The 25,936-nt window shown below is 69.1% G+C and carries 23 protein-coding genes; 10 read left to right on the top strand and 13 right to left on the bottom strand.

What is annotated here, in order from left to right; all coding sequences use genetic code 11:
• The first annotated feature begins 149 nt into the window (after nucleotides 1–149).
• Entirely contained in the window at nucleotides 150–2,279 is a 2,130-nt protein-coding gene (locus AB0F51_RS06185; RefSeq protein WP_360274864.1) for a bifunctional polysaccharide deacetylase/glycosyltransferase family 2 protein, read from the top strand.
• Here AB0F51_RS06185 and AB0F51_RS06190 read toward each other — a convergent pair.
• Nucleotides 2,231–2,803, bottom strand: a complete 573-nt coding sequence (locus AB0F51_RS06190; protein ID WP_360274867.1) for a hypothetical protein — start codon at nucleotides 2,801–2,803, stop codon at nucleotides 2,231–2,233. The genes AB0F51_RS06185 and AB0F51_RS06190 overlap by 49 nt on opposite strands.
• Nucleotides 2,804–3,016: 213 nt before the next feature.
• Here AB0F51_RS06190 and AB0F51_RS06195 point away from each other — a divergent pair, with 213 nt between their 5' ends.
• Complete coding sequence (locus tag AB0F51_RS06195; RefSeq protein WP_360274870.1) at nucleotides 3,017–3,967, top strand: zinc metalloprotease; 951 nt, start codon at nucleotides 3,017–3,019, stop codon at nucleotides 3,965–3,967.
• A 72-nt stretch (nucleotides 3,968–4,039) separates the two neighbouring features.
• Here AB0F51_RS06195 and AB0F51_RS06200 read toward each other — a convergent pair whose 3' ends face one another.
• Nucleotides 4,040–4,744 carry a GAF and ANTAR domain-containing protein gene (locus tag AB0F51_RS06200; protein WP_360274873.1) on the bottom strand — a complete coding sequence of 235 codons (705 nt, stop codon included), beginning with the start codon at nucleotides 4,742–4,744 and terminating at the stop codon, nucleotides 4,040–4,042.
• A 268-nt stretch (nucleotides 4,745–5,012) separates the two neighbouring features.
• Here AB0F51_RS06200 and AB0F51_RS06205 point away from each other — a divergent pair, with 268 nt between their 5' ends.
• From AB0F51_RS06205 to AB0F51_RS06220, 4 genes are all read left to right on the top strand, one after another.
• On the top strand, nucleotides 5,013–5,798 hold the full coding sequence (locus AB0F51_RS06205; RefSeq protein ID WP_360274875.1) for a serine protease: 786 nt from the start codon (nucleotides 5,013–5,015) through the stop codon (nucleotides 5,796–5,798).
• 83 nt (nucleotides 5,799–5,881) lie between these two features.
• A complete protein-coding gene (locus tag AB0F51_RS06210; RefSeq protein WP_360274878.1) occupies nucleotides 5,882–6,799 on the top strand; it encodes a zinc metalloprotease in 918 nt (305 codons plus the stop codon).
• A 73-nt stretch (nucleotides 6,800–6,872) separates the two neighbouring features.
• Nucleotides 6,873–7,496 (top strand): MerR family transcriptional regulator, encoded by a 624-nt coding sequence (locus tag AB0F51_RS06215; protein WP_360274880.1) that lies wholly within the window; start codon nucleotides 6,873–6,875, stop codon nucleotides 7,494–7,496.
• Entirely contained in the window at nucleotides 7,493–9,931 is a 2,439-nt protein-coding gene (locus tag AB0F51_RS06220; protein ID WP_360274883.1) for a VIT domain-containing protein, read from the top strand. Before AB0F51_RS06215 ends, AB0F51_RS06220 begins: the two co-directional genes overlap by 4 nt.
• A gap of 4 nt (nucleotides 9,932–9,935) precedes the next feature.
• On the opposite strand, the gene aceB is transcribed toward AB0F51_RS06220, so the two are convergent.
• From aceB to AB0F51_RS06235, 3 genes are read right to left on the bottom strand one after another with little or no spacing between them, the layout of a single operon-like run.
• Complete coding sequence (gene aceB, locus AB0F51_RS06225) at nucleotides 9,936–11,504, bottom strand: malate synthase A (protein ID WP_360274886.1); 1,569 nt, start codon at nucleotides 11,502–11,504, stop codon at nucleotides 9,936–9,938.
• A 10-nt stretch (nucleotides 11,505–11,514) separates the two neighbouring features.
• Nucleotides 11,515–12,381, bottom strand: coding sequence for an LLM class F420-dependent oxidoreductase (locus AB0F51_RS06230; RefSeq protein WP_360274889.1), 867 nt, complete (start codon nucleotides 12,379–12,381; stop codon nucleotides 11,515–11,517).
• Entirely contained in the window at nucleotides 12,378–12,941 is a 564-nt protein-coding gene (locus AB0F51_RS06235; protein ID WP_360274891.1) for a TetR/AcrR family transcriptional regulator, read from the bottom strand. Before AB0F51_RS06235 ends, AB0F51_RS06230 begins: the two co-directional genes overlap by 4 nt.
• 125 nt (nucleotides 12,942–13,066) lie before the next feature.
• Between AB0F51_RS06235 and AB0F51_RS06240 the strand changes: the two genes are divergently transcribed.
• Together AB0F51_RS06240 and AB0F51_RS06245 are read left to right on the top strand one after the other, a co-directional pair.
• Nucleotides 13,067–14,116: a glycosyltransferase gene (locus AB0F51_RS06240; RefSeq protein WP_360274894.1), complete on the top strand. Its 1,050-nt coding sequence runs from the start codon at nucleotides 13,067–13,069 to the stop codon at nucleotides 14,114–14,116.
• Complete coding sequence (locus tag AB0F51_RS06245; RefSeq protein WP_360274897.1) at nucleotides 14,004–15,278, top strand: hypothetical protein; 1,275 nt, start codon at nucleotides 14,004–14,006, stop codon at nucleotides 15,276–15,278. Before AB0F51_RS06240 ends, AB0F51_RS06245 begins: the two co-directional genes overlap by 113 nt.
• On the opposite strand, the gene AB0F51_RS06250 is transcribed toward AB0F51_RS06245, so the two are convergent.
• Nucleotides 15,269–15,838: a TIGR03086 family metal-binding protein gene (locus AB0F51_RS06250; RefSeq protein WP_360274900.1), complete on the bottom strand. Its 570-nt coding sequence runs from the start codon at nucleotides 15,836–15,838 to the stop codon at nucleotides 15,269–15,271. The two genes, AB0F51_RS06245 and AB0F51_RS06250, sit on opposite strands and share 10 nt — an antisense overlap.
• 194 nt (nucleotides 15,839–16,032) lie before the next feature.
• Here AB0F51_RS06250 and AB0F51_RS06255 point away from each other — a divergent pair, with 194 nt between their 5' ends.
• The gene (locus AB0F51_RS06255; RefSeq protein ID WP_360277215.1) at nucleotides 16,033–16,371 is read left to right on the top strand and encodes a YciI family protein; all 339 of its coding nucleotides are present in this window, start codon (nucleotides 16,033–16,035) and stop codon (nucleotides 16,369–16,371) included.
• Nucleotides 16,372–16,373: 2 nt separating this feature from the next.
• On the opposite strand, the gene AB0F51_RS06260 is transcribed toward AB0F51_RS06255, so the two are convergent.
• The 7 genes from AB0F51_RS06260 to AB0F51_RS06290 form a co-directional block, all read right to left on the bottom strand.
• The gene (locus AB0F51_RS06260; protein ID WP_360274903.1) at nucleotides 16,374–16,661 is read right to left on the bottom strand and encodes an antibiotic biosynthesis monooxygenase; all 288 of its coding nucleotides are present in this window, start codon (nucleotides 16,659–16,661) and stop codon (nucleotides 16,374–16,376) included.
• Nucleotides 16,662–16,740: 79 nt separating this feature from the next.
• Entirely contained in the window at nucleotides 16,741–17,586 is an 846-nt protein-coding gene (locus tag AB0F51_RS06265; protein ID WP_360274905.1) for a formyltransferase family protein, read from the bottom strand.
• Nucleotides 17,587–17,618: 32 nt separating this feature from the next.
• Nucleotides 17,619–18,779 (bottom strand): VWA domain-containing protein, encoded by a 1,161-nt coding sequence (locus tag AB0F51_RS06270; RefSeq protein ID WP_360274908.1) that lies wholly within the window; start codon nucleotides 18,777–18,779, stop codon nucleotides 17,619–17,621.
• Entirely contained in the window at nucleotides 18,776–20,953 is a 2,178-nt protein-coding gene (locus tag AB0F51_RS06275) for a DUF5682 family protein (RefSeq protein ID WP_360274910.1), read from the bottom strand. The genes AB0F51_RS06270 and AB0F51_RS06275 overlap by 4 nt, the downstream gene beginning before the upstream one ends.
• Entirely contained in the window at nucleotides 20,950–22,029 is a 1,080-nt protein-coding gene (locus AB0F51_RS06280; protein ID WP_360274913.1) for an AAA family ATPase, read from the bottom strand. Before AB0F51_RS06280 ends, AB0F51_RS06275 begins: the two co-directional genes overlap by 4 nt.
• The gene (locus tag AB0F51_RS06285) at nucleotides 22,026–23,420 is read right to left on the bottom strand and encodes a DUF5691 domain-containing protein (protein WP_360274916.1); all 1,395 of its coding nucleotides are present in this window, start codon (nucleotides 23,418–23,420) and stop codon (nucleotides 22,026–22,028) included. The genes AB0F51_RS06280 and AB0F51_RS06285 overlap by 4 nt, the downstream gene beginning before the upstream one ends.
• Nucleotides 23,417–24,718 (bottom strand): SWIM zinc finger family protein, encoded by a 1,302-nt coding sequence (locus tag AB0F51_RS06290; protein ID WP_360274919.1) that lies wholly within the window; start codon nucleotides 24,716–24,718, stop codon nucleotides 23,417–23,419. Before AB0F51_RS06290 ends, AB0F51_RS06285 begins: the two co-directional genes overlap by 4 nt.
• Nucleotides 24,719–24,894: 176 nt before the next feature.
• Between AB0F51_RS06290 and AB0F51_RS06295 the strand changes: the two genes are divergently transcribed.
• Complete coding sequence (locus AB0F51_RS06295) at nucleotides 24,895–25,914, top strand: hypothetical protein (RefSeq protein ID WP_360274921.1); 1,020 nt, start codon at nucleotides 24,895–24,897, stop codon at nucleotides 25,912–25,914.
• The last annotated feature ends 22 nt before the right edge of the window (nucleotides 25,915–25,936 follow it).

Here is a 25,936-nt window from a genome sequence, read left to right on the forward strand (position 1 = left end):
ACCGTGACACCCACGGCTCCCACAGTCACACCGACCATCACGCCAACCGTCACGCCTACTATCACTCCGGGGCCGCCGACCAAGACACCTGGGCACGGTAAGCCGACGACTCCGCCTGGACGCGGCAGCACCAAGACCCCGTCCAAGCCGTGACCAGGGCCCGTAGAGCTCGTCAGGTTCCGCTGCGGACCCACTGGATCGTCCTGACGCTCCTGCTGGTTTGTCTGTCCGGTTCGCTGCTGCTGCACGGCTACACGCACCACATGTTCGGCACCGAGCCGGACGGCGCGGTCATCGCGACCGGCCCGCACAACGCGGTACCGGCTGCTGTTTCTGGTGGTGGTCCGCTCATCGACGCGACCGGGTCGTCGCCGCGGTCGGCGCGGCCGAAGCCGAAGACGATCGCGATCACCTTCGACGACGGGCCGGATCCGGAGTGGACTCCGAAGGTGCTCGACCTGCTCAAGGCGCAGGGGGTCAAGGCGACCTTCTTCGTGGTCGGCACCGAGGTCGTCGCCCATCCCGAGCTGGCTCGGCGAATTGTTGCCGAAGGCCACCAAATCGGCGTGCACACCTTCACCCACGCGAACCTGTCCTCCGCGGCAGGCTGGCGGCGGTCGCTCGAACTGCGGCAGAGCCAGCTGATCCTCGCGGGCGCGACAGGAGTCAGTACGCCGCTGCTGCGACCGCCGTACTCGTCCGAGCCCGACGCACTCACCAACGCCGACTGGAACGCGATCAAGCACGCCCGGGACGACGGCTACCTGACCGTCCTGACCACCCAGGACAGTGAGGACTGGCGCCGGCCGGGCACCACCCAGGTGATCGCGAACTCGATGCCGAAGAGCACCGCCGGGCAGGTCCTGCTGATGCACGACGCCGGCGGCGACCGGACCCAGACGCTCGAAGCACTGCAACGGCTGATCCCCGCCCTGAAGGCACGCAACTTCCACTTCGCGACCGTCAGCGACACCGTCGGCATCGCGCAGCCGGTCCATCAGGCGAGTGTGGTGGAGCGCGGCCGCGGACTGGCCGTGATCTGGGCGATGCGGCTGAGCGACGGCACCCTCGGCATCCTCACCTGGCTCCTGTACGCCGCCGGCGCACTGAGCGTCCTGCGAGCCATCACCACGATCGTCGCGGCCAAGCGGCACGCCCGCGAACGGTACTGGTCATGGGGCGAGCCGGTCACCGAGCCGGTCTCGGTGATCGTTCCGGCGTACAACGAGACGGCGGGGATCGAGGCGGCGGTCAGGTCGCTGGTGGCCTCGGACCATCCGGTCGAGGTGATCGTCGTCGACGACGGCTCCTCCGACGGCACCGCCGACCTGGTGGAGTCGCTGGGCATCCCGGGCGTCCGGGTGATCCGGCAGGCGAACGCGGGCAAACCTGCCGCCTTGAACACCGGGTTGCAGGCCGCGTCGTACGAGCTGGTCGTGATGGTCGACGGTGACACCGTGTTCGAGCCGGATGCCGTTCGCATGCTGGTGCAGCCCTTTGCCGATCCGTCGGTCGGCGCGGTGTCCGGCAACGCGAAGGTTGCCAACCGCAAGGGGCTGCTGGGCCGGTGGCAGCACATCGAGTACGTCGTCGGCTTCAACCTGGACCGCCGGCTGTTCGACCTCGCGGAGTGCATGCCCACCGTTCCGGGTGCCGTCGGTGGATTCCGGCGGAGCGCTCTCGAGCGCATCGGCGGGCTGAGTGACGTCACGCTGGCGGAGGACACCGACCTGACGATGGCGCTGTGCAGGGACGGCTGGCGGGTCGTGTACGAGGAACGTGCCCGCGCCTGGACGGAGGCACCGGCGAGCCTGGGTGCCCTCTGGCGGCAGCGCTACCGCTGGTGCTACGGGACGCTGCAGGCGATGTGGAAGCACCGCGGCGCCTGGGTGCAAGGCGGCCAGTCCGGCAAGCTCGGACGCCGGGGACTGACCTACCTGCTGCTCTTCCAGGTACTACTGCCGCTGCTGGCCCCTGCAGTCGACGTGTTCGCGCTGTACGGCTTCGCGTTCCTGAACCCGGTACGGGTCGGACTGGTCTGGGCCGCATTCCTCGCCTTGCAACTGGGCATGGGCTTCTATGCGTTCCGGCTGGACGGCGAGAAGGCAGGCCCGCTGTGGAGCCTGCCGCTGCAGCAGTTCGTCTACCGCCAACTGATGTACCTGGTGGTCATCCAGTCGGTCTTCACGGCCCTGGCCGGCTCCCGCCTGCGCTGGCAGCGGATGGAGCGCTACGGCACCCTCAACGTCCCACCGGCCGCCGCTGACGTCGCTCGCTGATCAGGCTGCGTCCGGAACACGCTGAGCACGGAGGAGCCGAGGAGCACGACGCCGGAGCCGAACCCGGAGACGAGAGCCACCAGGGACCGGTCGTCCTGGGTCAGGACGAGCACGCCGCCGACGACGGCCAGAGCGACCATGAGCAGGCCGATCGCGAGCATCTCCCGCTGGCCGCGGAGCCACCAGATCGAGAAGGCGACGAAGTGCAGCCCGACGACCAGCGCGATCCACGGGGTCACGGCGGACGGCTCGACCTTGTTGATCACCGCGAGACCGCCGAACAAGGCGACCACCTCGAGCGCCACGATCACGAAGTACCCGCGGGCCGACTGGTTCTCCGGCCGCTCCGGTTTGCCCTGCCGCAGGGTCCGGACGAACGACGCGAGCACGATCGCCATCGCCACGACGGCCAGCGCAACGGCGATCGGCCGCCCGGGCGTACCGAGGCGCTGAGTGTTCAGGATGACGAAGACCAGACCGAAACTGGCGCCGACGACGTGGCCTGGCTGAGTTCCTGATTTCACCGAGGGACGACCTTTGCGACGAGGGTTGGCGGGGCAAACGGACCCAGGTTACGGGACCGTCCGGTCAGCGGAGTGCACGCTCGGCGACCGAAGGATTTCCCTAGGTTTCCGCATTTTTCCGGTCGATCGCTTCCGTGGCAGGCAATCGGATCGCATCATTCCGGTCAACCGGCCGCCCGCCCAAGCGGCCCGATCCTGAGGAGCGCGTCCCGCATGCGACCTTTCATCACCCGTCCCCGCGCGCTGGCCGTCCTGCTGGCTGGTACCGCGCTCGCCTTCAGCCCGATCAGTGGGCAGGCCAACGCCAAGCTCCCGGTCGACCTGCCGGTCAACCAGGCAGCCGACTGCTTCGTGCCGTCGGCCGACGCGGCCGCCAAGGGTGGCCGTGGCCCCGACACCCGTGACATCAGCGCGGCCGAGCAGAAGGCGATCGAGGCCCGCACGGCCCAGCTGCTGAAGGCCAAGGCCGCGCGCGGCATCGCCGTACCGCAAGGTGCGCTGGCGGCGGCCACCGTACCGGTCTACTTCCACGTGATGCGGGACGCGGCCGGCAACGGCGACGTGACCGACACGCAGATCTCCCAGCAGATGGCCGTCCTCAACAAGACGTTCGCCGGCCAGGAGTCGACCGCGGCGGCCAACACCGGCTTCACCTTCTCGCTGGCGGGCACGTTCCGCTACAACAACAGCAACTGGCACAAGGACAAGCAGAGCGCCACCTACCGCAAGCAGACCCGCAAGGGCGGCGCGAACGCGCTGAACATCTGGCTGGTGGACTTCTCCTACCTCGGCATCGCGACCTTCCCGTGGGACTACTCCCGCAATCCGGGCGTCGACGGCATCCGGGTGCACTTCGACTCGCTGCCCGGCGGCTCGATCGCCAACTACAACCTCGGTGAGACCGCGACCCACGAGGCCGGGCACTGGTTCGGGCTCTACCACACCTTCCAGGGCGGTTGCACGGCCACGAACGACGAGGTCGCCGACACTCCCGCGCAGAGCAGCTCGACCAACGGCTGCCCCGAGGGCCGCGACTCCTGCTCGCTGCCGGGTCTCGACCCGATCCACAACTACATGGACTACTCGTACGACTCCTGCTACAACCAGTTCACCCCGAACCAGAGCACCCGGATCAGCAACATGTGGACGGCGTACCGCGCCTGACGCCTGACGCTCAAGACGCCTGACGGCCGCGTGCCCCTGAGTCTCCGGGGTGCGCGGCCGTCGGCGTACGGGTTAGCGCCGGGACGCCTCGTTGGACTGTTCCACCAGCGCCGCGGCGATCACGTTGAGTTTGGTGTTGCTGGTCTGGGACAGCCGGGTCAGGAACGCGAAGGCGCGGTCGGAGTCGAGCTTGTAGCGCTCCATCACGATGCCGACCGCCTGGCCGATGATGTTGCGGGTGGCCAGCGCCTCGGTCAGCGTCTGGTCCTGCCGGGCCCAGCCCATCGCGACCGCGATCTGCCCGGCGAACATGCTGCCGAGATGGATCGAGTCCTGGTCGATCGAGTTCGGCTCCTGCGCGTACAGGTTGAGCGCGCCCCGGACGTGCGGTGCGGCCCGGAACTGGAACGCGACCTGCGAACCGAAGCCCAGCGCGGCAGCCTTCGGGCCGAAGTCGGGCCAGCGCGGATCGTTGGCGAGGTCGTTGACCGCGACAACCGGCTCCTCGAGCGCGGCGTGCAGGCACGGGCCCTCGCCCAGCTCGTACTGCAGGTGGTCGGCCCGGGTCACCCGCGGTCCGGTCGGCGCCAGCGTCTCGATCCGGCCTTCCTTGGTGGTGATCGAGATGCTCGCCTCCACGATGCCCGGGATCGTCTCGGCCGCGACCCGGGTGATCACCGCCAGCGTCTCCTCGAGCTCCATCGGCGCCTGCAGGGAAGCAGCCACCTCGGTCATCGCCTCGGCGATCTCGAGATGCAGATCGGCCTGTTCGGTCATCGTTCAACTCCTCGGCAAGAAAAGCCGATTCCCCCCGGGAGTCGGCATGTCGTGACCCCAGTGTGCGCTACGACCGCCAGGACAAGACGGCTCCGGCGCTGCTTTTCTCAACGCCGGAGCCTGGAGTTTGCGGGACCTCGAGTTCCGGCAAGCTCCTGTCGGGTCTGTGCCCCTCCACAGCCGACCTATGCACGAATGAGACGGTCAACTCGTGTCAGCCGGTGATCACCTAACGCATCCGGTCGAGCGCATGCAGTAGGTTCTCGGCATGCTGAAGCGCGCTGTTGTCATTGCCGGAGCCGTTCTGCTCGCCACCGCCGGCGCCGCGACCGCCTCGGTCGGCCACCAGGACCACAAACTGATCGTCGGCGGAACGCTCGCCAGTACGACGGAAGCACCGTGGGCGATCGCCCTGACGAACACGGCCTCCGCGCAGTCGACCGGACGCTGGTGTGGAGCCGCGCTGGTCAAGGCGGACAAGATCATCACCGCCGCCCACTGCATGATCAAACCGATGTCGACGTACACCGCGGTCCAGGGCCGGCGCGACCTGACCGACACGAGCACCGGGCGCGCCTCCGGGATCAAGTCGATCTGGATCCACCCCGGCTACAACACGACCGACAACCGCTACGACTTCGCCGTACTCACGCTCAGCCGCCCGATGAACCGCGTACCGATCCTGCCGTTGGAGACGAACCCGAAGGCCGACCGGAAGGGTGCCGTACCGACGGTCTACGGCTGGGGTGAGACGCAGGGCACCGGCCCGTCGGACACGCTGGGCAAGCTCGCCGTACCGATCCTCGGGGACTCGGTCTGCCTGGCCAACAACGAGTACACGGGCAATGGGTACGCCGCGGCCACGAACGTCTGCGCCGGGTACGTCGACGGCGGGCGCGACGCCTGCCAGGGCGACTCGGGCGGACCGCTCGTCCTCAACGGCCGGCTGCTGGGCACTGTCTCGTGGGGCAAGGGCTGCGCGGAGTCCGGGTATCCCGGCGTCTATGCGCAGGTCGCCGCCGGGGGCAAGGCCCTATTGGCCCAAGTGCGCTAGTTGCCCTAGCGAACGAGTGCCGGCGGTCCTAGAGTCGAACTGCCTGGGGGGCATCGCCACTCTCTTGGATCCAGGGGGCAGTCATGAAGCGGTTCACGCTCGTCCGGGCCGGCGCAGTCACTCTGATGCTGCTGACGACCATGGGTGCCGCACCCGCGGCCAACTCGGCCCCGGTCCCGGAGTCGCCCACCGAGGAGTGCGGCGGGCATGCCGAGTCCGCCACCCTGCTCGGTCGCGGTGGACTGCGGGAACCTGAGCTCGGCCAGGTTCACGAGGATCTACCGGCCAGCGCCATCGGTAAGGCGCCGAAGGGGTTCAAGGTGAACGTGCCGGTGTACGTCCACGTGATCACCGACGGCACGACCGGGGCGCTGACGGACAGCCAGATCGCGACGCAGATCGCAGTACTCAACAACACGTACGCCGGTGGAGAAGGCGGGGCGCGATCGGGCTTCAGCTTCACCCTGGCCGGTGTGACCCGGACCGACAACGCGGCCTGGTTCACCGCGAACCCAGGCGGCACCAACGAGCACAGCATGAAGCAGGCGCTGCACCAAGGCGGGCCGAATGCGCTGAACTTCTACTCGACGACAGCCGGTGACTACCTCGGCTGGGCCTACCTCCCCGACATCGTGACGAAGCCCGGCCAGGCCTATCTCGACGGCGTCGTCATCGACTGGGAGTCGATCCCGGGCACCTCGACCGCGTACGCCGGCCGCTACGACCAGGGCGAGACGGCAACCCATGAGGTCGGCCACTGGCTGAACCTCGAGCACACCTTCTTCGGCGGCTGCAACGCGAAGGGCGACTTCGTCGACGACACCCCCGCCCAGAAGACCCCGACCAGCGGCTGCCCCGAAGGCAAGGACACCTGCCGCGCGCCCGGGCTCGACCCGATCCACAACTACATGGACTACTCCTACGACAGTTGCTACACGCAGTTCACCCCGGGCCAGGTGCAGCGGATGGGGGACGCCTGGTTGCTGTACCGGGCAGGCTGATCGGCTGCGCCGTCGTTCCGCAGTTTTACCTGCTGACGTTGACACTGTCATATGACAGTGTCATGATGCGGGCATGGAACTGTGGACGCTCGGCGAGCTGGCGGAACGGGTGGAGGCGGCACTGGCCGACTCTCCAGGCCCGGTCAACGGTCGGGTGCGCGCGGTTCCTGACCAGCGGGCGATTCGCTGGTACACCACGACCGGTCTGATCGACCGGCCCGCTCAGATGCGCGGCCGGACGGCTCTCTACAGCCGCCGCCACCTGCTCCAACTGGTAGCCATCAAACGCCGCCAGTCCCAAGGCCACGCCCTCGCCGAAATCCAAGCCGAACTAACCGGCGCCCCCGACGAGGCCCTAGAACCCATCGCCGCCCTCCCACCCGAACCGGCGGCCAACCACCCGAGCGAGCCTCCGTCGGCGCCCGCCGACGCAGCCGCCCCAGAGCGCACCCGCTTCTGGACGGACCGCCCGGCTGGCGCTGATGTCGCCGGCGAGCCAGTAGACACCCGCCGCGCCTCCACCCCCTCAACTCATCTGGGGTTTGTGGTGCGGGTTGGGGATGGGGTTCGGGTGGTGGTTGATGGGGTGGATGGCGGGGTTGTGGATGTGGAGCGGTTGGTGGGGGCTGCGGAGCCCCTGGTAGCGGAGTTGGTTCGGCAGCGGTTGTTGCCTCAAGCGTCAGGAGACGAGTTATGACTGTTCTGCCCACTCTCGAACCCGGCGAGCTGCAAGAGGTGGTCGACGACAGCGGACTGGCCGCGTTGCACACCGAGCGGGGGAACCTGCCGCTGGAGCGGATCGACGTTCGCGCCGACATCACCGGGCTGGTGGCGCGGACCGTGATCACCCAGGACTTCCACAACCCACACGACGTCCCGCTCGAGGCGACGTACATCTTCCCGTTGCCCGCCCGCGCCGCGGTCACGGGTCTGCGGATGACAGCCGACGGCCGGACGGTCGAGGCCGAGTTGCGGGAACGCGCCGAGGCCCGCGCGAGGTACGACGAAGCCCTGGCCGCTGGTCAGCGCGCGTCGATCGCCGAGGAGGAGCGCCCGGACGTCTTCACGCTGCGGGTCGGCAACATCGTCGCCGGTGAGCGAGTGAGCGTGCAGCTGACCCTGGTCGCGCCCCTCCCCTACGAGGACGGCGAAGCGACGTACCGGCTGCCGCTCGTGGTGGCGCCGCGGTACATCCCTGGTACGCCGATCCCGGGGTCCAGCGTCGGCGACGGCGTCGTACCGGACACGGACGCAGTACCGGACGCCTCGCGGATCACTCCGCCGATCCTGCTGCCCGGGTTCCCGAATCCGGTTCAGCTGAGCATCCGGGCGGACATCGACCCGGCCGGACTTCCGCTGGGCGGGATCCGGTCGAGCCTGCACGCGATCGGTACGGAGCAGGGCGACCGGGTCACCTCCGTCGCGATCAACCCCGGCGAGCGAGTGGACCGCGACTTCATCCTCCGGCTCGCGTACAGCGAGGCCGAGGCGACCGCGACCGCCTTCACCCTGGAGCCGGACACCGACGACACCCAGGAGGGGACGTTCGAGTTGACCGTCCTGCCTCCGCTCGAGGCTGTCGCGCCGCGTCCGCGGGACGTCGTACTGGTGCTGGACCGGTCCGGCAGCATGCAAGGCTGGAAGATGATCGCGGCAAGGCGGGCGGCTGCGCGGATCGTGGACACGCTGACCGCGAAGGACCGGTTCGCCGTTCTCAGCTTCGACACTGTCATCGAGCGGCCCACCGGGCTGCCGGCGGATTCACTTGCCGAGGGCAACGATCGCAATCGCTTCCGCGCTGTCGAGCACCTGGCCGGCCTGGAGGCCCGCGGTGGCACCGAGATGCTGGCGCCGATGCGCGAGGCGGCCCGGATGCTCGACGCCGACCAGGCCGGCGCGCGTGATCGCGTCGTCGTACTGGTGACCGATGGGCAGATCGGCAACGAGGATCAGTTGCTGTCCGAGCTGGCCGCGCCGCTGACCGGCGTACGGATTCACACCGTCGGTATCGACCGAGCCGTCAATGCGGGCTTCCTCGGCCGGCTGGCGGGTCTCGGTGGCGGCCGCTGCGAGCTCGTCGAGAGCGAGGACCGTCTGGACGAGGCACTCGACCGGATCCACCTCCGCATCGGTACTCCGTTGCTCACCGACCTCGCGCTGTCGGCCGATGGGCTGACGCTGCTGGAAGACACGATCAGCCCGGCCCGGATGCCGAACGCCTTCGCCGGTGTTCCGCTCGTACTGCGGGGCCGGTATCGGGGGGCACCCGAGAACGCTGTCGCTCAACTGCACGGCATCACCGCGTCGGGTGAGGAATGGCACGTGCCGGTGCCGGCTGTCCCGACCGAGAGTGGTGCGGTCGCGGCGATGTGGGCGCGCGGGCATCTGCGCGAGCTCGAGGACCGCTACACGATCGGCACCGGCGACTCGCAAGAGCTGGAGCAGCGGATCGTCGCGGTGTCGTTGAAGCATCGTGTGCTGTGCCGGTTCACCGCGCTCGTGGCCGTGGACTCGCGCGTCGTCGCGGAGGGCGGTCCGAAGCACCGCGTCACCCAACCGGTCGAGCTCCCGTCTGGGTGGGATGCCCGGCTCGCCATGCCGACAGCGGCCGCCGCGTTCACCACTGCACCCGCTGGAATGCCTGCTCCGCCTTCTGGTTTCGCGGCAGCCGGTGATTTCGACGCCCGATCGCAGGGTGGAGTTTCGCTGGGCATGGGCGCCACCCCGTCGTTCGCGCCGATGCAACGGCGTGCCCGCGGACGTGGTGGTCTCCAGGAGGCGGCAGTCTTTGAGCGGGACCCGCTCGCCGAGGCGCGCACTCAAGCCGCATCCGAAGCACACCTGCTCCGAAACGCCGGTACGCCGAGCCCGGTCGAGCAGCGGACCATCCTGGCAGACCTGGCCAGCCGCCTCCGCGCCCTACTCCAGGACGCCGGCACCCAGGCTGACCCGCTTCGCGACCTGCTCACGGCCCTAGCGGCCGTCGAAGGTCGCGGCATCCCCACACCCACTCAACTAACAGCTCTGTGGGAGCTAGCGCTCCAAACCTTGGAGACCTTCGCAGGCACCGGCAATCCAACCCCGGCTGCGCCGGAGACAAAGCGCAAGCGCGACTTCTGGAAGCGAGCGTGAGCCCCTACTCGAAGCGTTCGTAGGCAGGGAGGGTCAGGAAGTCGATGTAGTCGTCGGCTAGGGCTACGTCGAGGAAGGTTTCGCGGGCGGTTGCGTAGGTCGCGGGGTCGCCGTCGAGTTTGGCGATTTCCTCGTCGGCGAGGGTGGTGACCAGTTCTGTGGTCACCACCGCGCCGGTGTCGAGGACGACCTGGTTGTGGCGCCACTGCCAGATCTGCGAGCGGGAGATCTCGGCGGTGGCGGCGTCCTCCATCAGGTTGAAGATGCCGACGGCACCGGTTCCTTCGAGCCACGCGGCCAGGTACTGGATCGCGACACTGATGTTGTTGCGCAACCCGGCCTCGGTCACCGAGCCAGGTGTCGACGCGACATCGAGGAGATCCGCGGCCGTGACGCGCACGTCGGAGCGCAGTACGTCGAGCTGGTTCGGGCGGTCACCCAGTACGGCGCTGAAGACCGCCTTGCACGTCTCGACCATGCCGGGATGCGCGACCCACGAACCGTCGAACCCGTCGCCGGCCTCGCGCGCCTTGTCCGCCTCGACCTTCGCGAACGCCTGCTCGTTGACCGCCGGGTCCTTGCTCGGGATGAACGCCGCCATCCCACCGATCGCGTGCGCGCCGCGCTTGTGGCAGGTGCTGACCAGCAGCTCGGTGTAGGCCCGCATGAACGGCACCGTCATCGTCACCGAGTTCCGGTCCGGCAACTGGAAGTCCGTACCGCGGGTCCGGTAGGTCTTGATCACGCTGAACATGAAGTCCCAGCGACCCGCGTTCAGCCCGGCCGAGTGCTCGCGCAGCTCGTAGAGGATCTCCTCCATCTCGAAGGCCGCCGGGTAGGTCTCGATCAGCACGGTGGCCCGGATCGTGCCGCGCGGCATCCCCAGGAAGTCCTGCGCGAGCACAAAGGCGTCGTTCCACAGTCGCGCTTCCAGATGCGACTCCATCTTGGGCAGGTAGAAGTACGGCCCCTGCCCGCGATCGAGCTGCAGCTGTCCACACGCCACCAGGTACAGCGCGAAGTCGACCAGCGATCCGGACACCGGTGAGCCGTCCACCTGGAGATGCTTCTCCGGCAGGTGCCAGCCGCGCGGCCGGACCACGATGGTCGCCAGCTCCTCGTCGGGCTTCAGCGCATAGGACTTGCTCGCGGTACTGAAGTCGATCTTGCGGGTGACGGCGTCGAGCAGGTTGAGCTGCCCACCGACCACGTTCTCCCAGGTCGGGGTGTTCGCGTCCTCCTGGTCGGCCAGCCAGACCTTCGCGCCGGAGTTCAGCGCGTTGATCGTCATCTTCCGGTCGGTCGGCCCGGTGATCTCCACCCGCCGGTCGACCAGACCCGGCGCCGGCTCGGCCACCCGCCACGACAGGTCCTCCCGGACCGATCGAGTCTCCTCCAGGAAGCCGAGCGAACCGCCGGCCGCGATCTCCGCCACCCGGGCCTTCCGCCGCTCCAGCAACTCCAGCCGACGCGGGTTGAGCTCCCGGTGCAACAGCCCGATCAGCTCCAGGGCCCGCTCGCTCAGGATCTCGTCGTACCGATCGTTCATCGGTCCGGTGACGTCGACTGACACAGGAGTTCTCCTAGCTGTCCCGCAGCAGTGGCAGGACGTCTCGCAGTACGGCGGCGTGGTCTTCGGGCTTGTCCAGTCCGAAGCCCATCGTATTCACGCCCAGATGCGTCGCGCCCAGCTCACGCCAGCCGGCCACGAACCCGGGCCACTCCTTTTCCGGTACTGCGCCCAGCGTGAGCCGCGCCTCGATCCCGACCTCCGCCGGATCGCGGCCGGCCTCCACCGCGGCGGCGCGGACCAGCTCGACCTGCGAACGAGCCCGGTCGTTCGGCGCGCTCTGCGGCATCCACCCGTCACCGATCCGGCCGGTACGCCGAAGGGCAGCGTCCGCGTTGCCGCCGAACCAGATCGGGATACTCCGCCGGGGCGGCAACGGATTGAGCCCGGCCTCGACTACCTCGTGGAACTGGCCCGTCGTGGAGATGACCGGCTCAGCCCACAACCTGCGCAGCAACTCGACCTGCTCGGTCAGCCGGGCCCCACGCTGGCTGAAGGGAACCCCGAGCGCCTGGTACTCGACCTCGTTCCAGCCGATGCCAACCCCCAGCCGCAACCGGCCGCCACTCAGTACGTCGACCTCGGCGGCCTGCTTGGCGACCAGCGCGGTCTGGCGTTGCGGCAGCACCAGGACGCCGGTGACGAGCTCCAGCGACGTGGTGATGGCGGCCATGTATCCGAAGAGCACGAAGACTTCGTGGAACTGCGACTGATCGGTGTACCCCTTCCAGCCGGGCCGGTTCGCCGGGTCGGCCCCGAGCACGTGGTCGTAGGCGACCACATGCGTGTAACCGGCCGCTTCGACGGTCTCGGTCCAGTCGCGCACGACCTTGGGGTCGGCCCCGATCTCGAGCTGCGGGAAGACGGCACCGATCCTCACGAGGCGACTCCTTCGAGCAGGTCGACCAAGCCCTCGATGGCCAGTTCGAAAGGTTCGTTCGACCCGGCCGCGCGGGCCAGCACGTAGCCGCCCTGCAGTACGGCCGCGATCGTCGCCGCCGTCCGCTCCGGGTCCAGCGAGTCCGGGTACTCGCCCGATTCTTTGCCTTCGGCAATGATTTCGGCGAGCCTGCCGCGCAGCCAGCCGAACGTCTCGGCGACCGGCGCGCGTAGTACCGGGTCGGCCATCACGTCCGGGTCGGCGGTGAGCCGGCCCATCCGGCAGCCCTTGAGCACGTCGCGGTCACGCCGCAGATAGGCCGCGATCCGCTCGGTGGCCGAACCGGGGCCGGCGAACTGCTCCTCGGCGGCCGTCCGCAGCTCGTCCGCGGACCGCTCGATGGCGGCTTTGGCCAGCTCGGCCTTGCCGCTGAAGTGGTGGTACATGCTGCCTTGACCGGCGTCCGCGGCGAGCTGGATCGCCTTCGGGCTGGTCCCTACGTAACCGCGCTCCCAGAGCAGTTCCTGGGTACTGCGGATCAACCGTTCCGCTGTCTCCACCTCGGCACTGTACCCAGTCGTAGGTACAGGAATCCCCGGCGCGGCGTTAACAGCACATTTCACGAGGCGTTCGACCCACGGGCGAACTGACGCCTGACCGTGGTCAGCAGATATTGTCGGTCGGCATGAGCACCAGGGTCGCGATCGCCGTCATCACCTTTCGGCGACCCGCTCTCCTGGCAGCCCTGCTGGACAGCCTGCAGGCGCAAGAACTTCCCGACGACGACGATTTCGCCGTCCGGATCATTGTGGTCGACAACGACGACGAGGGCAGTGCGCGCGAGGTGATCCAGCGCGCGGCCAAGGACGCCCGCTACCCGATCGAGGCGGCGACCGAACCGGAGCCCGGAATCCCCTTCGCCCGGGAGAAATCGGTGCTGCTCGCCTGGCACGACGACGCGCTGATCTTCGTCGACGACGACGAGGTCGCACCGCCCGGCTGGCTGGCCACCATGCTGCGCGCCTGGCGCTCCACCGGCGCGGACGTGGTCACCGGGCCGGTCCGGGGCATCCTTCCGCCCGGCGCCCCGGCCTGGAACCGGCACAGCGACGTGCACGACTCCACCGGGCGCCACCAGACCGGCGAAATCCGGAACAAGGCGTACACGAACAACACCCTGGTCGCCCAGCACGTCTACCACTCGCTGACGCCGAGCTTCCATCCCGCCTTCCGCTACACCGGCTCCAGCGACCTGCACTTCTTCCTCCGCGTGCACCGGGCCGGCTACCGGATTGTCTGGTGCGAGGAAGCCCAGATCCACGAACACGTGCCGGCCTCTCGTACGACGCTGTCCTGGCTGGTCCGTCGCGCCTTCCGCTCCGGTAGCGGCGACTCGATCAGCCGGCTGCTGATCCGGCCGGGCCTGCGCGGCTACCTCCTGGTACTGGCCTATTCTTTGGCCCGGATCGTGTCGGCCGTGTTCTTCGGTCTCGGCGGTCTGGTACTGGTCCGCAAGGCTTTCGTGCTGAAGGCTGTCCGCCGGTTCTTCTCGGGCATCGGCAGCCTCGCGGGGATAGTAGGGATCAACCACGACGAGTACCGGGAGCGGCACCATCCTGACAGTGACGACGCTGTGCCAGGCGGTGTGGGCGGTGGAGCGGGAGCTGGACCTGCTGAGCTGGCAGATCGACGGCGTGCGCCCGTGGCCGATCATCCGGATGCGCATCTTCCATGAGTTGACCCGCCGCAGCGGCCTGCATGGCGATCCCCACCCGGTACGCCGTACTCGCGCCGACCAGGCCCGTCTGGTCGGCAAGCACGTGGCCGGCACGGTCACCCGGAACCCCTTCCTGGCCCGCGGCTCGTACGACGCGCTGGTGGTACCGCATCCGCGGAAACCGGGCGGTGTCGAGATCTACACCGACTCACTGCGCGCCGAACTCGGCGACTCGGCTCTGATCCTGGACTCGGGCATCAACGGCATCCCGCTGAAGGGCAGCCACAACCTCGACTTCTTCACCTCGGCCGCCGGGGCTGTCCGCAGCCGAAAGGTGCATGCCCGGTGCGCCGAGATCGCCGCAGCCCTGGAGGCCGGGACGGGCGTCAAGGTACCGGTCGCGGCGCTCGTCGCCCGTGAGGTTCCCAAGCACACCCGGCTCCGCGCGCTCTACCGCTCGCTGCTCAAGCGCCGACGGATCAAGACCGTGTACGTCGTGGTCGCGTACTTCCACCAGCACATCGTCGGGGCCGCCCGCGATCTCGGGATCCGTGTCGTGGAACTGCAGCACGGCGCGATCAGCCCGTACCACCTCGGCTACAGCTATCCCGGCCGCCCCGAAGTGGCCGACCAGCCGGATGAGCTGTGGTGCTTCGGCTCGTACTGGACCGATGTCGCCGAGCTGCCCGCCGGGATGAAGGCCGAGGTGGCCGGCGCCTCCTTCATCTCACCGCTGTCCCCCGCGGAGTTGGCCGCGAAGGACCCGCGCCTGGTGGTCTTCCTGTCCCAGGGCACGATCGGCCCAGCCCTTCTCGAGTACGCCGGTGCGCTGGCGTCCGCCCGGCCGGACCTCCACGTGACCTTCCACCTGCACCCGAGCGAGCGCAGTACGGACTATGCGTTGCCGGCGGGTGTCCGGATGTCGACCGGCAACACCTTGGCGCTGCTGACCTCCGCGACGTACCAGGTCGGCGTCTCGACCACAGCCCTCTTCGAAGGCATGGTCCTAGGCTGCCGAACCGCCGTCGCCGAGCTCCCCGGCCACGAGTACCTGTCGCCGACCGTTGCTCGCGGCGACTCCGTGCTGATCCATAGTCCGGACGCCCTGGCTCCCGCTCTCGAAAGCCTCCCGAGAGCATCCGCTCCCACCACGTACTACGCCCCGCCGCGTCAGGGCTGACGGCCGATGTAGCCGAGCAATCTGTCCTGCAGCGGAGCATCCGCCGGGACGGGGACCTCGGCGCCGAAGACCTCGATGCCGGGGCCGAAAGCGTCCGGAGTGCGGTATTTCTCGATCACGTCGGCTGGGATCGCGGAGGTGCTGGTCCACAACCGCTCCACGTCAACCGGATCCATCGTCTCGTCCTGGCCGGTCGCGCGGGCGAGATCCCAGCCGTGCAGAACCAGGTCGTCACTCACGACCTGGTCGATCTGGTCCTCCACCGTCATCTGCCCGGTCGGCGTCTCGCACAGTTGGGCGGACAGCTCAGGATCGGCAAGCACCGCCTCGACGGCCGCTCTCGCCTGCCGGAACGCCGTCAACGGATCGTTGGCCGCCTCCAGCGTCCGCCCCACCGGCCTGAGCATGACGCCGTGCATCATCACGACGTGGTCGACCACATCCCGCGCCGACCACTTCGCACACGGCGACTGGTTCCCCCACTGCTCAGGCCGCACGCCCGCGACCTTCCGCTCGAACTCCCCCGCCCGCCGCCGATACCGCCCCGCGATCCCGCTCATCCCATCGCCCGGCCGAATGATCGATTATGACCGAGCCTTGGCACATGAACCGGCTCGAGCTCGCGCGCGGGGTCCGGAGAGCTTCTGGGTGACGGTCGGAAAATCGTCGGTCGGTTGATCCGCGCGGACCGGCTGCGAGCGCTACCGTCAGAACTCTCAGGTGATGGCGAGGAAGGGTGGAGCCGGTGCGCTACATGCTGCTGCACAAGACCAACGAGAAACTCGAGGCGGGACAGGCGCCCGATCCGGAGATGCTGGCCCGCGCCGACGAGGTCCTCGAGGAGATGCGTCAGGCCGGCGTGCTGTGCACCGCTGAGGGGCTGATGCCGAGCTCGCGCGGCGCCCGGGTGACGTTCCCCGGCGACGACGGCGCGCCCCGCGTCCTGGACGGCCCGTTCGCCGAGACCAAGGAACTGGTCGCGGGCGTCTCCATCATCCGGGTCGACTCCAAGGACGACGCGGTCCGCTGGGCCCTCCGCTTCGCCGACGCCGACCCGGGCACCGAGATCGACATCCTCGAACTGGCCGACTGAGGTCAGGCCGCGAGGGTGCCCTCTTCGGCGGTGACCAGGCTGTCGATGGCGGCGAAGAAGCGGGCGATGCCGGGGAGGTTGGCGCCCTTTTCGCGGGAGGCGGCGAGGTCTTCGGGGGTTTCCCATTCGACGATGTCCAGCCACTCACCGCCGGGCAGGCGGACGAGCTGGGCGCCGACGAAACCGGTGCGGTCGGCCGCGAAGTCCGCGAGCATTCCGGGCCGGGCGGCCAGCAGCTCGTCGGCCTTGTCCTCCGACACCTTGAACCGGGTCAGCTCGATCGTGCTCATTGCGTGTCAGCTCCACTCATCGCGCAGTCGTCAACCACTTCCCAGAACCACCACTCGGCCCGCGCCATTCCCAGCGCGATCAGGAGGTGTAGAGGCGGACGATGCCGTCGGCGCAGCGGACCGTCCAGCCGTTGGTGTGGTAGGTGATGATCTCGCCGGGTTGTGAGGACTGTTCGCCCGCGGAGATGAGTTCGATCCGGCGTACGGGCTGCTTGGTGCCGGCGACGAGGACTTTGGTCTTGGGTTCGAGGACGTTCAGGGCCGCGGACTTGCGGACCAGTACTGCGCCCGGCTCGGTCAGCCGGAGTACCTGCTCCTCAGGCGTGAACATCGGCGCATCGGAGGCCAGCGCCGGATCCTGCGGCATCCCGGGATCACCCGCGAACGCCCGGGCAGCTCCCTCTTCCAGTACTTCGCGCAGCATCTCGCGCCACGCCTGGAAGATCGCCGGGCCGGTCAGCTCCTCGGGCAGCGGCCGCTCGCGCTGGCTGAGGATCGCGCCGGTGTCGAACTCCGCCTCGGTCCGGTGCAGCGTCGCCCCGACGGTGGTGGCGCCTTCGTACACCAGCCGCACCGGGTTGGGACCGCGCCCGGCGGGCAGCGCCGACGGGTGCAGGTTGACCGCGCCGTACGTCGGGATCTTCAGGATCTCCGCCGGGATCAACCGCGGGAAGGCGGCCGAGATGACCAGATCCGGTTCCAGCGCCGCGATCACGGGCGCCGCGACGGTACGCAGCTTGCCGGTGACCAGCACGTTCGCGGTTCGCGGCAGTTCCACCACGAACGGTTTCGCGGCCGGGTCGTAGCGGTCGCTCGCACCGGCCGGTGGGGTGACCACCAGGACGATCTCGTGGCCGTGTTCCTCGGCCCAGCCGGCGATGTTGGTGTAGCCGGGCAAGAACGCGTTCATCGTCACGATCCGCATGGGACTCAGTCAACCACCCGCTCGGGCCCAGCTCAGTCCGCGAGGTTGGTGGCCGCCCAGGCGGAGATGTCGTCCCGGCGGATCGCGGCCGCCATCAGGTCGGGGAAGAGTTCCGGCGTACAGGCGAAGGTTGGGACGCCGAGATCGGCCAGTGCCGCTGCATTGTCCGCGTCGTACGACGGTGTGCCCGAGTCGGACAGTGCCAGCAGGGCGATCAGCTGGACACCGGACTCGACCAGGTTGCGGGCCCGCCGCAACAGTTCCTCGCGGATGCCGCCTTCGTACAGATCGCTGATCAGCACCATCACGGTTTCGCCGGGTCTGGTGATGAGCTGTTCGCAGTACGCGACGGCGCGGTTGATGTCGGTGCCACCGCCGAGCTGGGTGCCGAACAGGACGTCCACCGGATCGTCCAGCTCGTCGGTGAGGTCGACCACGGCCGTGTCGAAGACGACGAGGCTGGTCCGCAACGCGCGCATCGAGCCCAGTACTGCGCCGAACAAACTCGCGTAGACGACCGACTCGGCCATCGACCCCGACTGGTCGATCGCCAGTACTACGTCCCGCTGGACACTGTGGTTGCGTCGCGCATAGCCGACCAGCCGATCCGGGACGATCGTGCCGAGGGTCGGCGAGAAGTGCTTGAGGTTGGCGCGGATCGTGCGATCCCAGTCGATGTCCGAGTGCCGCGGCCGCCCGGTGCGACCCGCCCGGTCGAGGGCACCTGACACGGCCGCCCGCGTTCGCTCGGCCAGCCTTGCCTCCAGCTCGGCAACCACACGGCCGACCACCTCGCGGGCGGTCTGCTTGGTCTCCTCGGGCATCACCTCGTTCAGCGCGAGCAGCGTGCTGACCAGGTGGACGTCGGGCTCGACCGCGTTGAGCAGCTCAGGCTCCATCAGCATCCGGGTGATGCCGAGCCGCTCGACCGCGTCGCGCTGCATCACCTGAACGACCGTGCTCGGGAAGTACTGCCGGATGTCGCCGAGCCACCGCGCGACGCGAGGCGCCGAGGAGCCCAACCCGGCCGACCGTTTCGTGCCGGGCTCGCCGCGCTCGGCGTCGTACAAGGCCGCGAGGGCGGCGTCGACGGCGCGATCGGGGCCGGACAGTGTCGTGCCGGACTCTGGGTCGGCCTCGCTGCCGAGCACCATCCGCCAGCGCCGCATGCGTTCGGCGTCCGGCATCGTCACACCCCCAGCAATCGCTTGACCACCGGCAGAACAGATGCCGCCAGCAACGAGTCGAGTTCGTTGTCATCGGCAAAGACGGTGGCCGTCGGGTCGCCGAGGGCCCGGGCCCGGTCGCCGATCGAGCGACGCTCCGGCGAGGCGAACGTCCCGAAGGTACGCCGGAGCAGCGGCAACGCCTCCAGGAACGCGTCATCGGGAATCGCGGCCAGCCAGGTGTCGACCAGCGCGAGCAACCGTTCGTCGTGGACCAGCAGGAGTCCGCCGCCGGCCAGGAACCCCTCGACATAGCCGGCCGCGTCGCCCGTCGGAGTACCGGGAGACAAGGCACGTCCGAGCCGTAGTGCGACCTCGCCGGCCTCCAGTCGCGAGGTGTCGAGCATCAGCCGGGTCAGCCGGCCGGCGATCAACGGCGGCACGGACGGCCGATCGCTCAAACCCTCCAGCGTGGCCAGCCATTCGAGCCGGACCTCTTCAGCCAGCAAGGCCGTCGCGTCCTGCACCCCGTCGATGAGTTCGAGCACCGAGGCGGCCGCGTCCGGATCGAGACCGTGCACGGTCCTCCCCAGACCGGCGCACACCCGCGAGACCATCCGCCCGGCGACCAGACCGAGTCCTTCAGCCGAAGATCCCCGTACGTCGCCGTAGCGGGCGGAGCGCGCGAGGGCAGGCAGCGCGGCCATGAGGTGCCCGACATCGGCATCCTTCGCGGCCCGGGTGTCGACGCCTTGCAACAACGTCGGCAACGCATCGGCCAGGTCGGCCAGCAGCGAGCGTTCCAGCGCCGCGGTGACCTCAGCCAGCGTGGCCGACTCTTCGGCCGCCTTGAGCATCGTCGCCGTCGCTGCTCCCAGCACGGTCGTCCCATGGGCGCCCGCAGCAACCAGTTCGACCTCGAGGCCCGGATCCCAGGCGAGCGTCCACATCTCCCGGAAGGTGCCTTGGTTCCGGCGTTCGTCGGCAGTCGGTATACCCCAGTCGATGCCAAGGATCCGCAGCCGATGCAGCAGCCGCGACTTCTCCAGATCGTTCGGCTTGCGCAGGTCCAGGTCCACCACCCGCTCGGCGGCGTCCCGCTTCAATCGCAACCGTCGCGCCTGCGCCGCAAGGTCGGCCGCCACCGGCGCTTGCGGAGTCTCAGCCGGTACTTCGCCCAGCAACTCGCCGACGACCGCTTCGCGAGTCACCAGGTCGAGCAGCACGTCGTTGCCGTTGCACATCACCGCCCGCGTGGCCTCGGTGACTTCGCTCAACCCGGCCAGCGGCCGTTCCCGCAATGCGGCCAGCGTGTCGGCCAACCGGACAGCCTCGATCACGTGAGCACTCGACACGGGGAGGTCTTCGGCGCGTAGTACCTGGGCGACCTTCGTGAGCCAGCGGGTGGTGATCTGGTCGGGCGCGGTGAACAGGTGGTGATACCAGCCGGGTGAGGTGACGCCTGCGCCGTACCCGCTGGAGCTTGCCAGCCGGCCGTGCGTCCAGGGCACCCAGGTGCAGGCGACCTTGCGCTTCGGCAGGCCTTTCAGGATCCGCTGGTCATGTGTTGCCGGGGGCAACGGGATTTGCAGGGCCGGCACGTGCCAGGCGCCACAGACGACCGCGATGCGTTCGAAGCCCTCTTTGATTGCCTTGCGCAACGTCGTGCGCATGTAGGCCTCGCGTTGCGCCTCGCGCCCGGTCGCCTCCTCACCACGCCGCAACTCCGTCATCGCCTCGGCGATCACGGTGAACGGCTCGGCACCGTCGCGCCGGTGCTCGATGACGTCGTCCCACCAGCGCTCGGGATCGTCGTACCCACCCGCTGCGGCGAGCGTCGCCAACGGGTCGGCCGACAACCCCCGGCGATCACCACGCTCCGAGCTGCCGAACTGGTACGCCGCCGGCAGATCGCAGAACCGCACCGGCACGCCGGCCGCCAACGCGTGCCTGATCGCCTGCCACTCGGGACTGAACACCGCGAACGGCCAGAACGCGGCCCTCGTCGAGTCATCCGCCGCATAGGCCAGCAACGCGACCGGCGGCACCATCTCCTCGGACGCGGCCAGCTCGACCACCTTGTCGGCCTCCGGCGGTCCCTCGATCAGCACAATGTCGGGGCGCAGCTCCGCCAGGGCAGCCGCGAGCGCCCGGGCCGACCCCGGACCGTGATGCCTGATGCCGAAGAGATGGACGGTCATCCTGAGATGTCCCGGCAAGCCCGATAGAAGTCCGCCCAGCCGTCCCGCTCGCGGACGACGGTTTCGAGATACTCCGACCAGACCACCCGATCCGCCGACGGGTCCTTCACCACCGCGCCGAGGATGCCGCCGGCCACGTCGTTCGAGCGCAGGACGCCGTCGCCGAAGTGCGCCGCCAGCGCGAGTCCGCCGGTGACCACACTGATCGCCTCGGCCGTCGACAGCGTGCCGGACGGCGACTTGACCGCGGTCCGGCCGTCCTCGGTCCGCCCGGACCTCAGTTCGCGGAAGACCGTCACGACCCGGCGGATCTCGTCCAGCGCATCGTCCTGCTGCGGCAGCTCGAGTGACGAGCCGAGCTGCGCGACCCGCCGGGAGACGATCCCGACCTCGTCCTCGGCGTCGTCCGGCAACGGCAGCACGACCGTGTTGAACCGCCGCCGCAACGCGCTCGACAGCTCGTTCACGCCCTTGTCGCGATCGTTGGCGGTGGCAATGACGTTGAATCCCTTGCGGGCCTGGACTTCCGTGCCCAGCTCGGAGATCGGCAGCGCCTTCTCGGACAGGATCGTGATCAGCGCGTCCTGGACGTCGGACGGCATCCGGGTCAGCTCCTCGATCCGGGCGATCTTCGCGTCGGCCATCGCCCGGAACACCGGACTCGGCACCAGCGCGGTCTCACTGGGGCCCTGGGCGATCAGCTGCGCATAGTTCCAGCCGTACCGGATCGACTCCTCGGCCGTGCCCGCCGTGCCCTGGACCAGCAGCGTCGAGTCACCGGAGATCGCCGCGGCCAGATGCTCGCTGACCCACGTCTTCGCCGTCCCCGGTACGCCGAGCAGCAACAGCGCGCGATCCGTCGCGAGGGTGGCGACCGCGACCTCGACGAGCCGGCGCGGACCGACGTACTTGGGGGTGATCTCCACGTCTCCCGCCTTGCCGCCGAGCAAGTAGGTCACCACCGCGGCAGGCGACAGCTTCCACGCGGGCGGCCGGGGCCGGTCGTCGGTCGCGGCCAGCGCGGCCAGCTCCTCGGCGTACTCGTCCTCGGCGTGCGGGCGCAGTACCTCAGTCATGACAGCTCCTCGTACATTTCCCGACGGAAGATCAAGGTCTCGACAAGACGCCGCCGCCAGGTGTCTTCCTCACCGGTCGGCTCGCGGGTGATCGGATGGTCCAGTACTTCGGCCGGTACGGCGCGGGCCGCGATGCTGGCCAGCCTCGCCCAATTCCTGGCGGTCCCGACCTTGGCCAGCTGGTCAAGGATGCTGGTGGCAAGCGTCGCGGGCCAGGGCACGGGCAGGCCGCCGACCAGGTCGGTCAGGTCCACCCGGTTGCGCAGCATCTCGATCGCCGGCACCCATTCCTCGGACGGTAGGACCCGGAGCAACTCGGCGACCCTGTTGCCGGTCTTCGCATTCGCCTGCAGCAAGGCGCGAGCCCACTCGGCCGACCCTTCCCGGACAGCAGCCTGCGCCCAGGCCACCTGCAGCACCTCAGGCGAACAACCTTCGACGTCGAGCTGGAGATAGCTCACCTCGTAGGTCGACAACGGCGCCGCGGCAGCCAGCTGGCGGAACCACCAAGCCCGCTTGCCGATTCCCTCCTGCGGCTCCGGATCGATGCCATCACGCTCCATCGCCTTGGTCAACCTCGTCGGGAGGTCCACAGCAATGACGCCTTGGCTGACAGTCAGATGCGACCAGACCCGCTGAGCCATCCGCTGCCCGTACTGCGAACCCGGGATCCGCGCGAGCAACCCGGCCGCGGCCCGGCGGACATCCTTGGCACGGTCATCCAGCGCGTGCTCGAGGAACTCCTCGTCGCCGATCGACAAGTTGTCGGCGAGCAGGTTGAGAAAGTCCAGCCGCGATGGAGCCGCCTCGGTCGGCCAGACCTCTCGCAAGGCCTCCAACGCCCCGGCCGGATCGCTCTGGCGACGCGCGCGCAACCAGCTGCGGCGCTGGGTCGGGTTCCCGTGCGTCCAGCGATCGTTGCCCTCGACAACTGCCGCGTGCAGGAACCGCCAGTCAGGGTTGAGATCAGCCAGCCAGCTCGCCCGCCGCCCCGCCGCCCTCACAACCAACGGCCGGTACTCCGCCCTGCCGCGCGCGTAGTCGGCCAAGGCGGGGAGGTGCTCCGGCGGGACACCCCAGCCCTTGCTGTCCGCCACGCGAAGCCACTCGCCGAGAGCCGCGGTCTGGAAGCCGGTGAGCATCGCGGCCAGGCGGCGGATCGCTGCCGGTCTGGGGAGCGGCCTGTCGTCGCCTTGTGCCGCTGGGATCGGCGTCAGGCCTTCCAGCGGCTTACGACCGGCCCGCTTGTAGAGAGTCGCCAGGGCGGCCGCGTCGAGCAGGCCACCTTCACCCAACTGTTCCTGGAGCTGTGGGGGCAGTTCTTCGAAGTGTGGCGGTCGCCGCTCGGTGCCGAGCAGCGCGGAGCTGACCAGGCCGTCCCAGCCCCTCATGACAACACCACCGGGCGGTCGCCGTCCCAGCAGGTCATCGGCTTGAAGCCTGCACGGTTCCACTCGCCGGCCACGGTCACTGGGTCGCCTGCGGAGACGGTCAGCAGCTTCCAGAGGTCTACGCCGGGTAGGACTTCGAGGGCGTCGCCACTGTCGTCTACCAGCGCCCAGTTCTCGCCGTTGCGGGCTGGGCGGACGTCTGCGAGCACTAGTGGCCAGCGCTCGTTCCACGGGTCGGCGGCCAGGGATTCGACGTACGAGGCAAGTGCCTGCTTGGCGTTGAGGCCTGCGGGGGGCGGGGAGGCCAGACGTGGGGATGTCTGGGTCAGCAGCGCTCGCATGGGGAGGACGCCTGGGTAGTAGGAGAGCACTGCAGGGACAAGCTCGCCGGGGCGGGCCGGGAGGGGGTCCAGTTGGCGTCCGCCGGCTGCGAAGTTGAGGATCAGGGCCAGCCGTCCAGTGCTGGAGCCGCGCAGCCAGAGGCGTCGTACAGTCAGGTAGTCGTCCGGCTCGATGACCCGGCCGAGGACCAGCCAGTCGTCCTCCACCTTCTCACCTTCGGCCAGTACCCGGGCGGTCTCGACGGTCCAGCCGATCCGGGACTGGACGGTGTCGGCCAGTGACGGCGGGAGCTCGCTGAGCTGGCCATGCGCGGCCACGATGAGGTGGATGAGGGACAGCTCTTCCAGGAGCTCGCCCGGCCAGCCGTGACCGCGGCCGACGACGGCGGCGGCTCGGCGTACGGCGCCTGCTACTCCTGGAGCCTGGGCGTCCACCATGCGCGCGGCCAGCCGGCTCAGTTCGGAGTACCCGCGCTGCTCGAAGCCGCCGAGCCCTCGGCGTACCTGGTCGTCCAGCCAGCTCTCCAGCTCGGCCATCCCGGCCGAGACCCGGTCCGCCCGTCGCGCGACCCGCTGCTGCGCGGCAAGCGGGTCAGCGACCTCACCCGGCTTCCGCTCGGGGCGGTCGGCTCGCGCTGCCCGGTCCTCCAGCCAGCTCGCCGCCCACTCGGGCTCTGGCGCCTCGGGCACTTCACCGGTCGCGGCCAGCAGCATGAGCCCGAGTGCGTGCTTGCAGGGGAACTTGCGGCTAGGGCAGGAGCACTTGAACGCAGGCCCGCTCCGGTCCACGACTGTCTGGTACGGCTTCTTCCCGCTGCCTTGGCACAACCCCCACAGCGCGCGCTCCGAGCTTCCGAGGCCGGACCACTTGGCTCCCCGCGCCAGACTCTGGGCAGCTTTGGCCGATGCGGGGTCCGGCGCCAACCCAAGCACCTGCTCCACATCCAAGGCCGCCACCACACCCCCTGCCGCTCAACCACCTACCCCGCAGAGCATGCCACCCACACCCGACACCCCCATCCACTGGTCGGCAGCGGCGGACCTTTTGAACTCTGTCGAAACGAATAACCGCCGGCCCGATCCCAGCATCAAGCCGGATGTGGTTGTCCAGAACTTCTGATCAGGGAGCATTGATGCGTATATCCGTCCACCGGTCGGCCGCGATGGTGATGTCCGCGGTCCTGGCCGGGGCCGTCGTCACCGGGGTCTCACCGGCTGCCGCCGAGTCGTCCACCTGTGTCGCGACCGAGCTCAGGCTGCCGGCGGGCACTCCGTCCAACGTCCACAGCAGCCTGGCCAGCTCCGACGTCACCGGCCGGTACCAGGTCGGCCACATCCAGCAACCGGACGGCCGCCTCACGCCGCTGCTCTGGACCGCGGGTGAGCCGAGCCTGCTCGGCCCGGTGCCGGACGGCCGATCCTTTGTGGTCGACGTCAACAGCCGGGGCGTCGTCCTCGGGTTCACCGTGAACCCCGACGGACAGAGGCAGCCCTGGCTCTACTCCGATGGCACCCACCGGAAGCTCGCGATGCCCGCCGGCCTGGTCAATATCTCCGTCAAGGCACTCAACGACCGGGGCGATGTCGTCGGCTCCGGCTTGGACGAGGCCAGCAGCACTTCGAGCGCCATCGTCTGGCCGGCCGCCGGGGAGCCGCGGCGCCTGCTTGCGACCGGCTCAGCGGCCGGCTCGGCGGAGGCCAGAGACATCAACGAGGCCGGTGTCGTCATCGGCAACTTCTACACCGAGGCCGGCGCGTTCGGCATGATCTGGAGGAACTGGGACACCGAGGGTGAACGGGTGACCGGCAAGAATGGGGCATCCGTTGGGCTGAGGCAGGTGCGCGGCAACTGGTTCATCGGCTATCAGAGCCTCGACGGCGGCTACGGTGGCGCCCTCTTCACGACGCTGAGCACGGAGGTCGCCAGCTTCCCGAAGATCCTGGACGGGGTCAACGGCTCCGGTGACGTCACCTACACCGACGACGGCGGCAAGGCGATCGTGGCCCGCCCGGACGGGACGCAGTACGCGATCGATGCCGTCGGCCACAACACGGCCTCCTACCTGTTCGAACGCGGCAGTGCCTACGACGCGGCCGGCGACCGCGACTACGGCTACGGCCGGGCGGTCCTCTGGTCCGGCTGCGCCAGCTGAATCCGGCCGACTGATGTCCCGC

The sequence above is a fragment of the Kribbella sp. NPDC023855 genome (genome assembly GCF_040639475.1).
In the GTDB taxonomy this organism is placed as follows: Bacteria; Actinomycetota; Actinomycetes; order Propionibacteriales; family Kribbellaceae; genus Kribbella.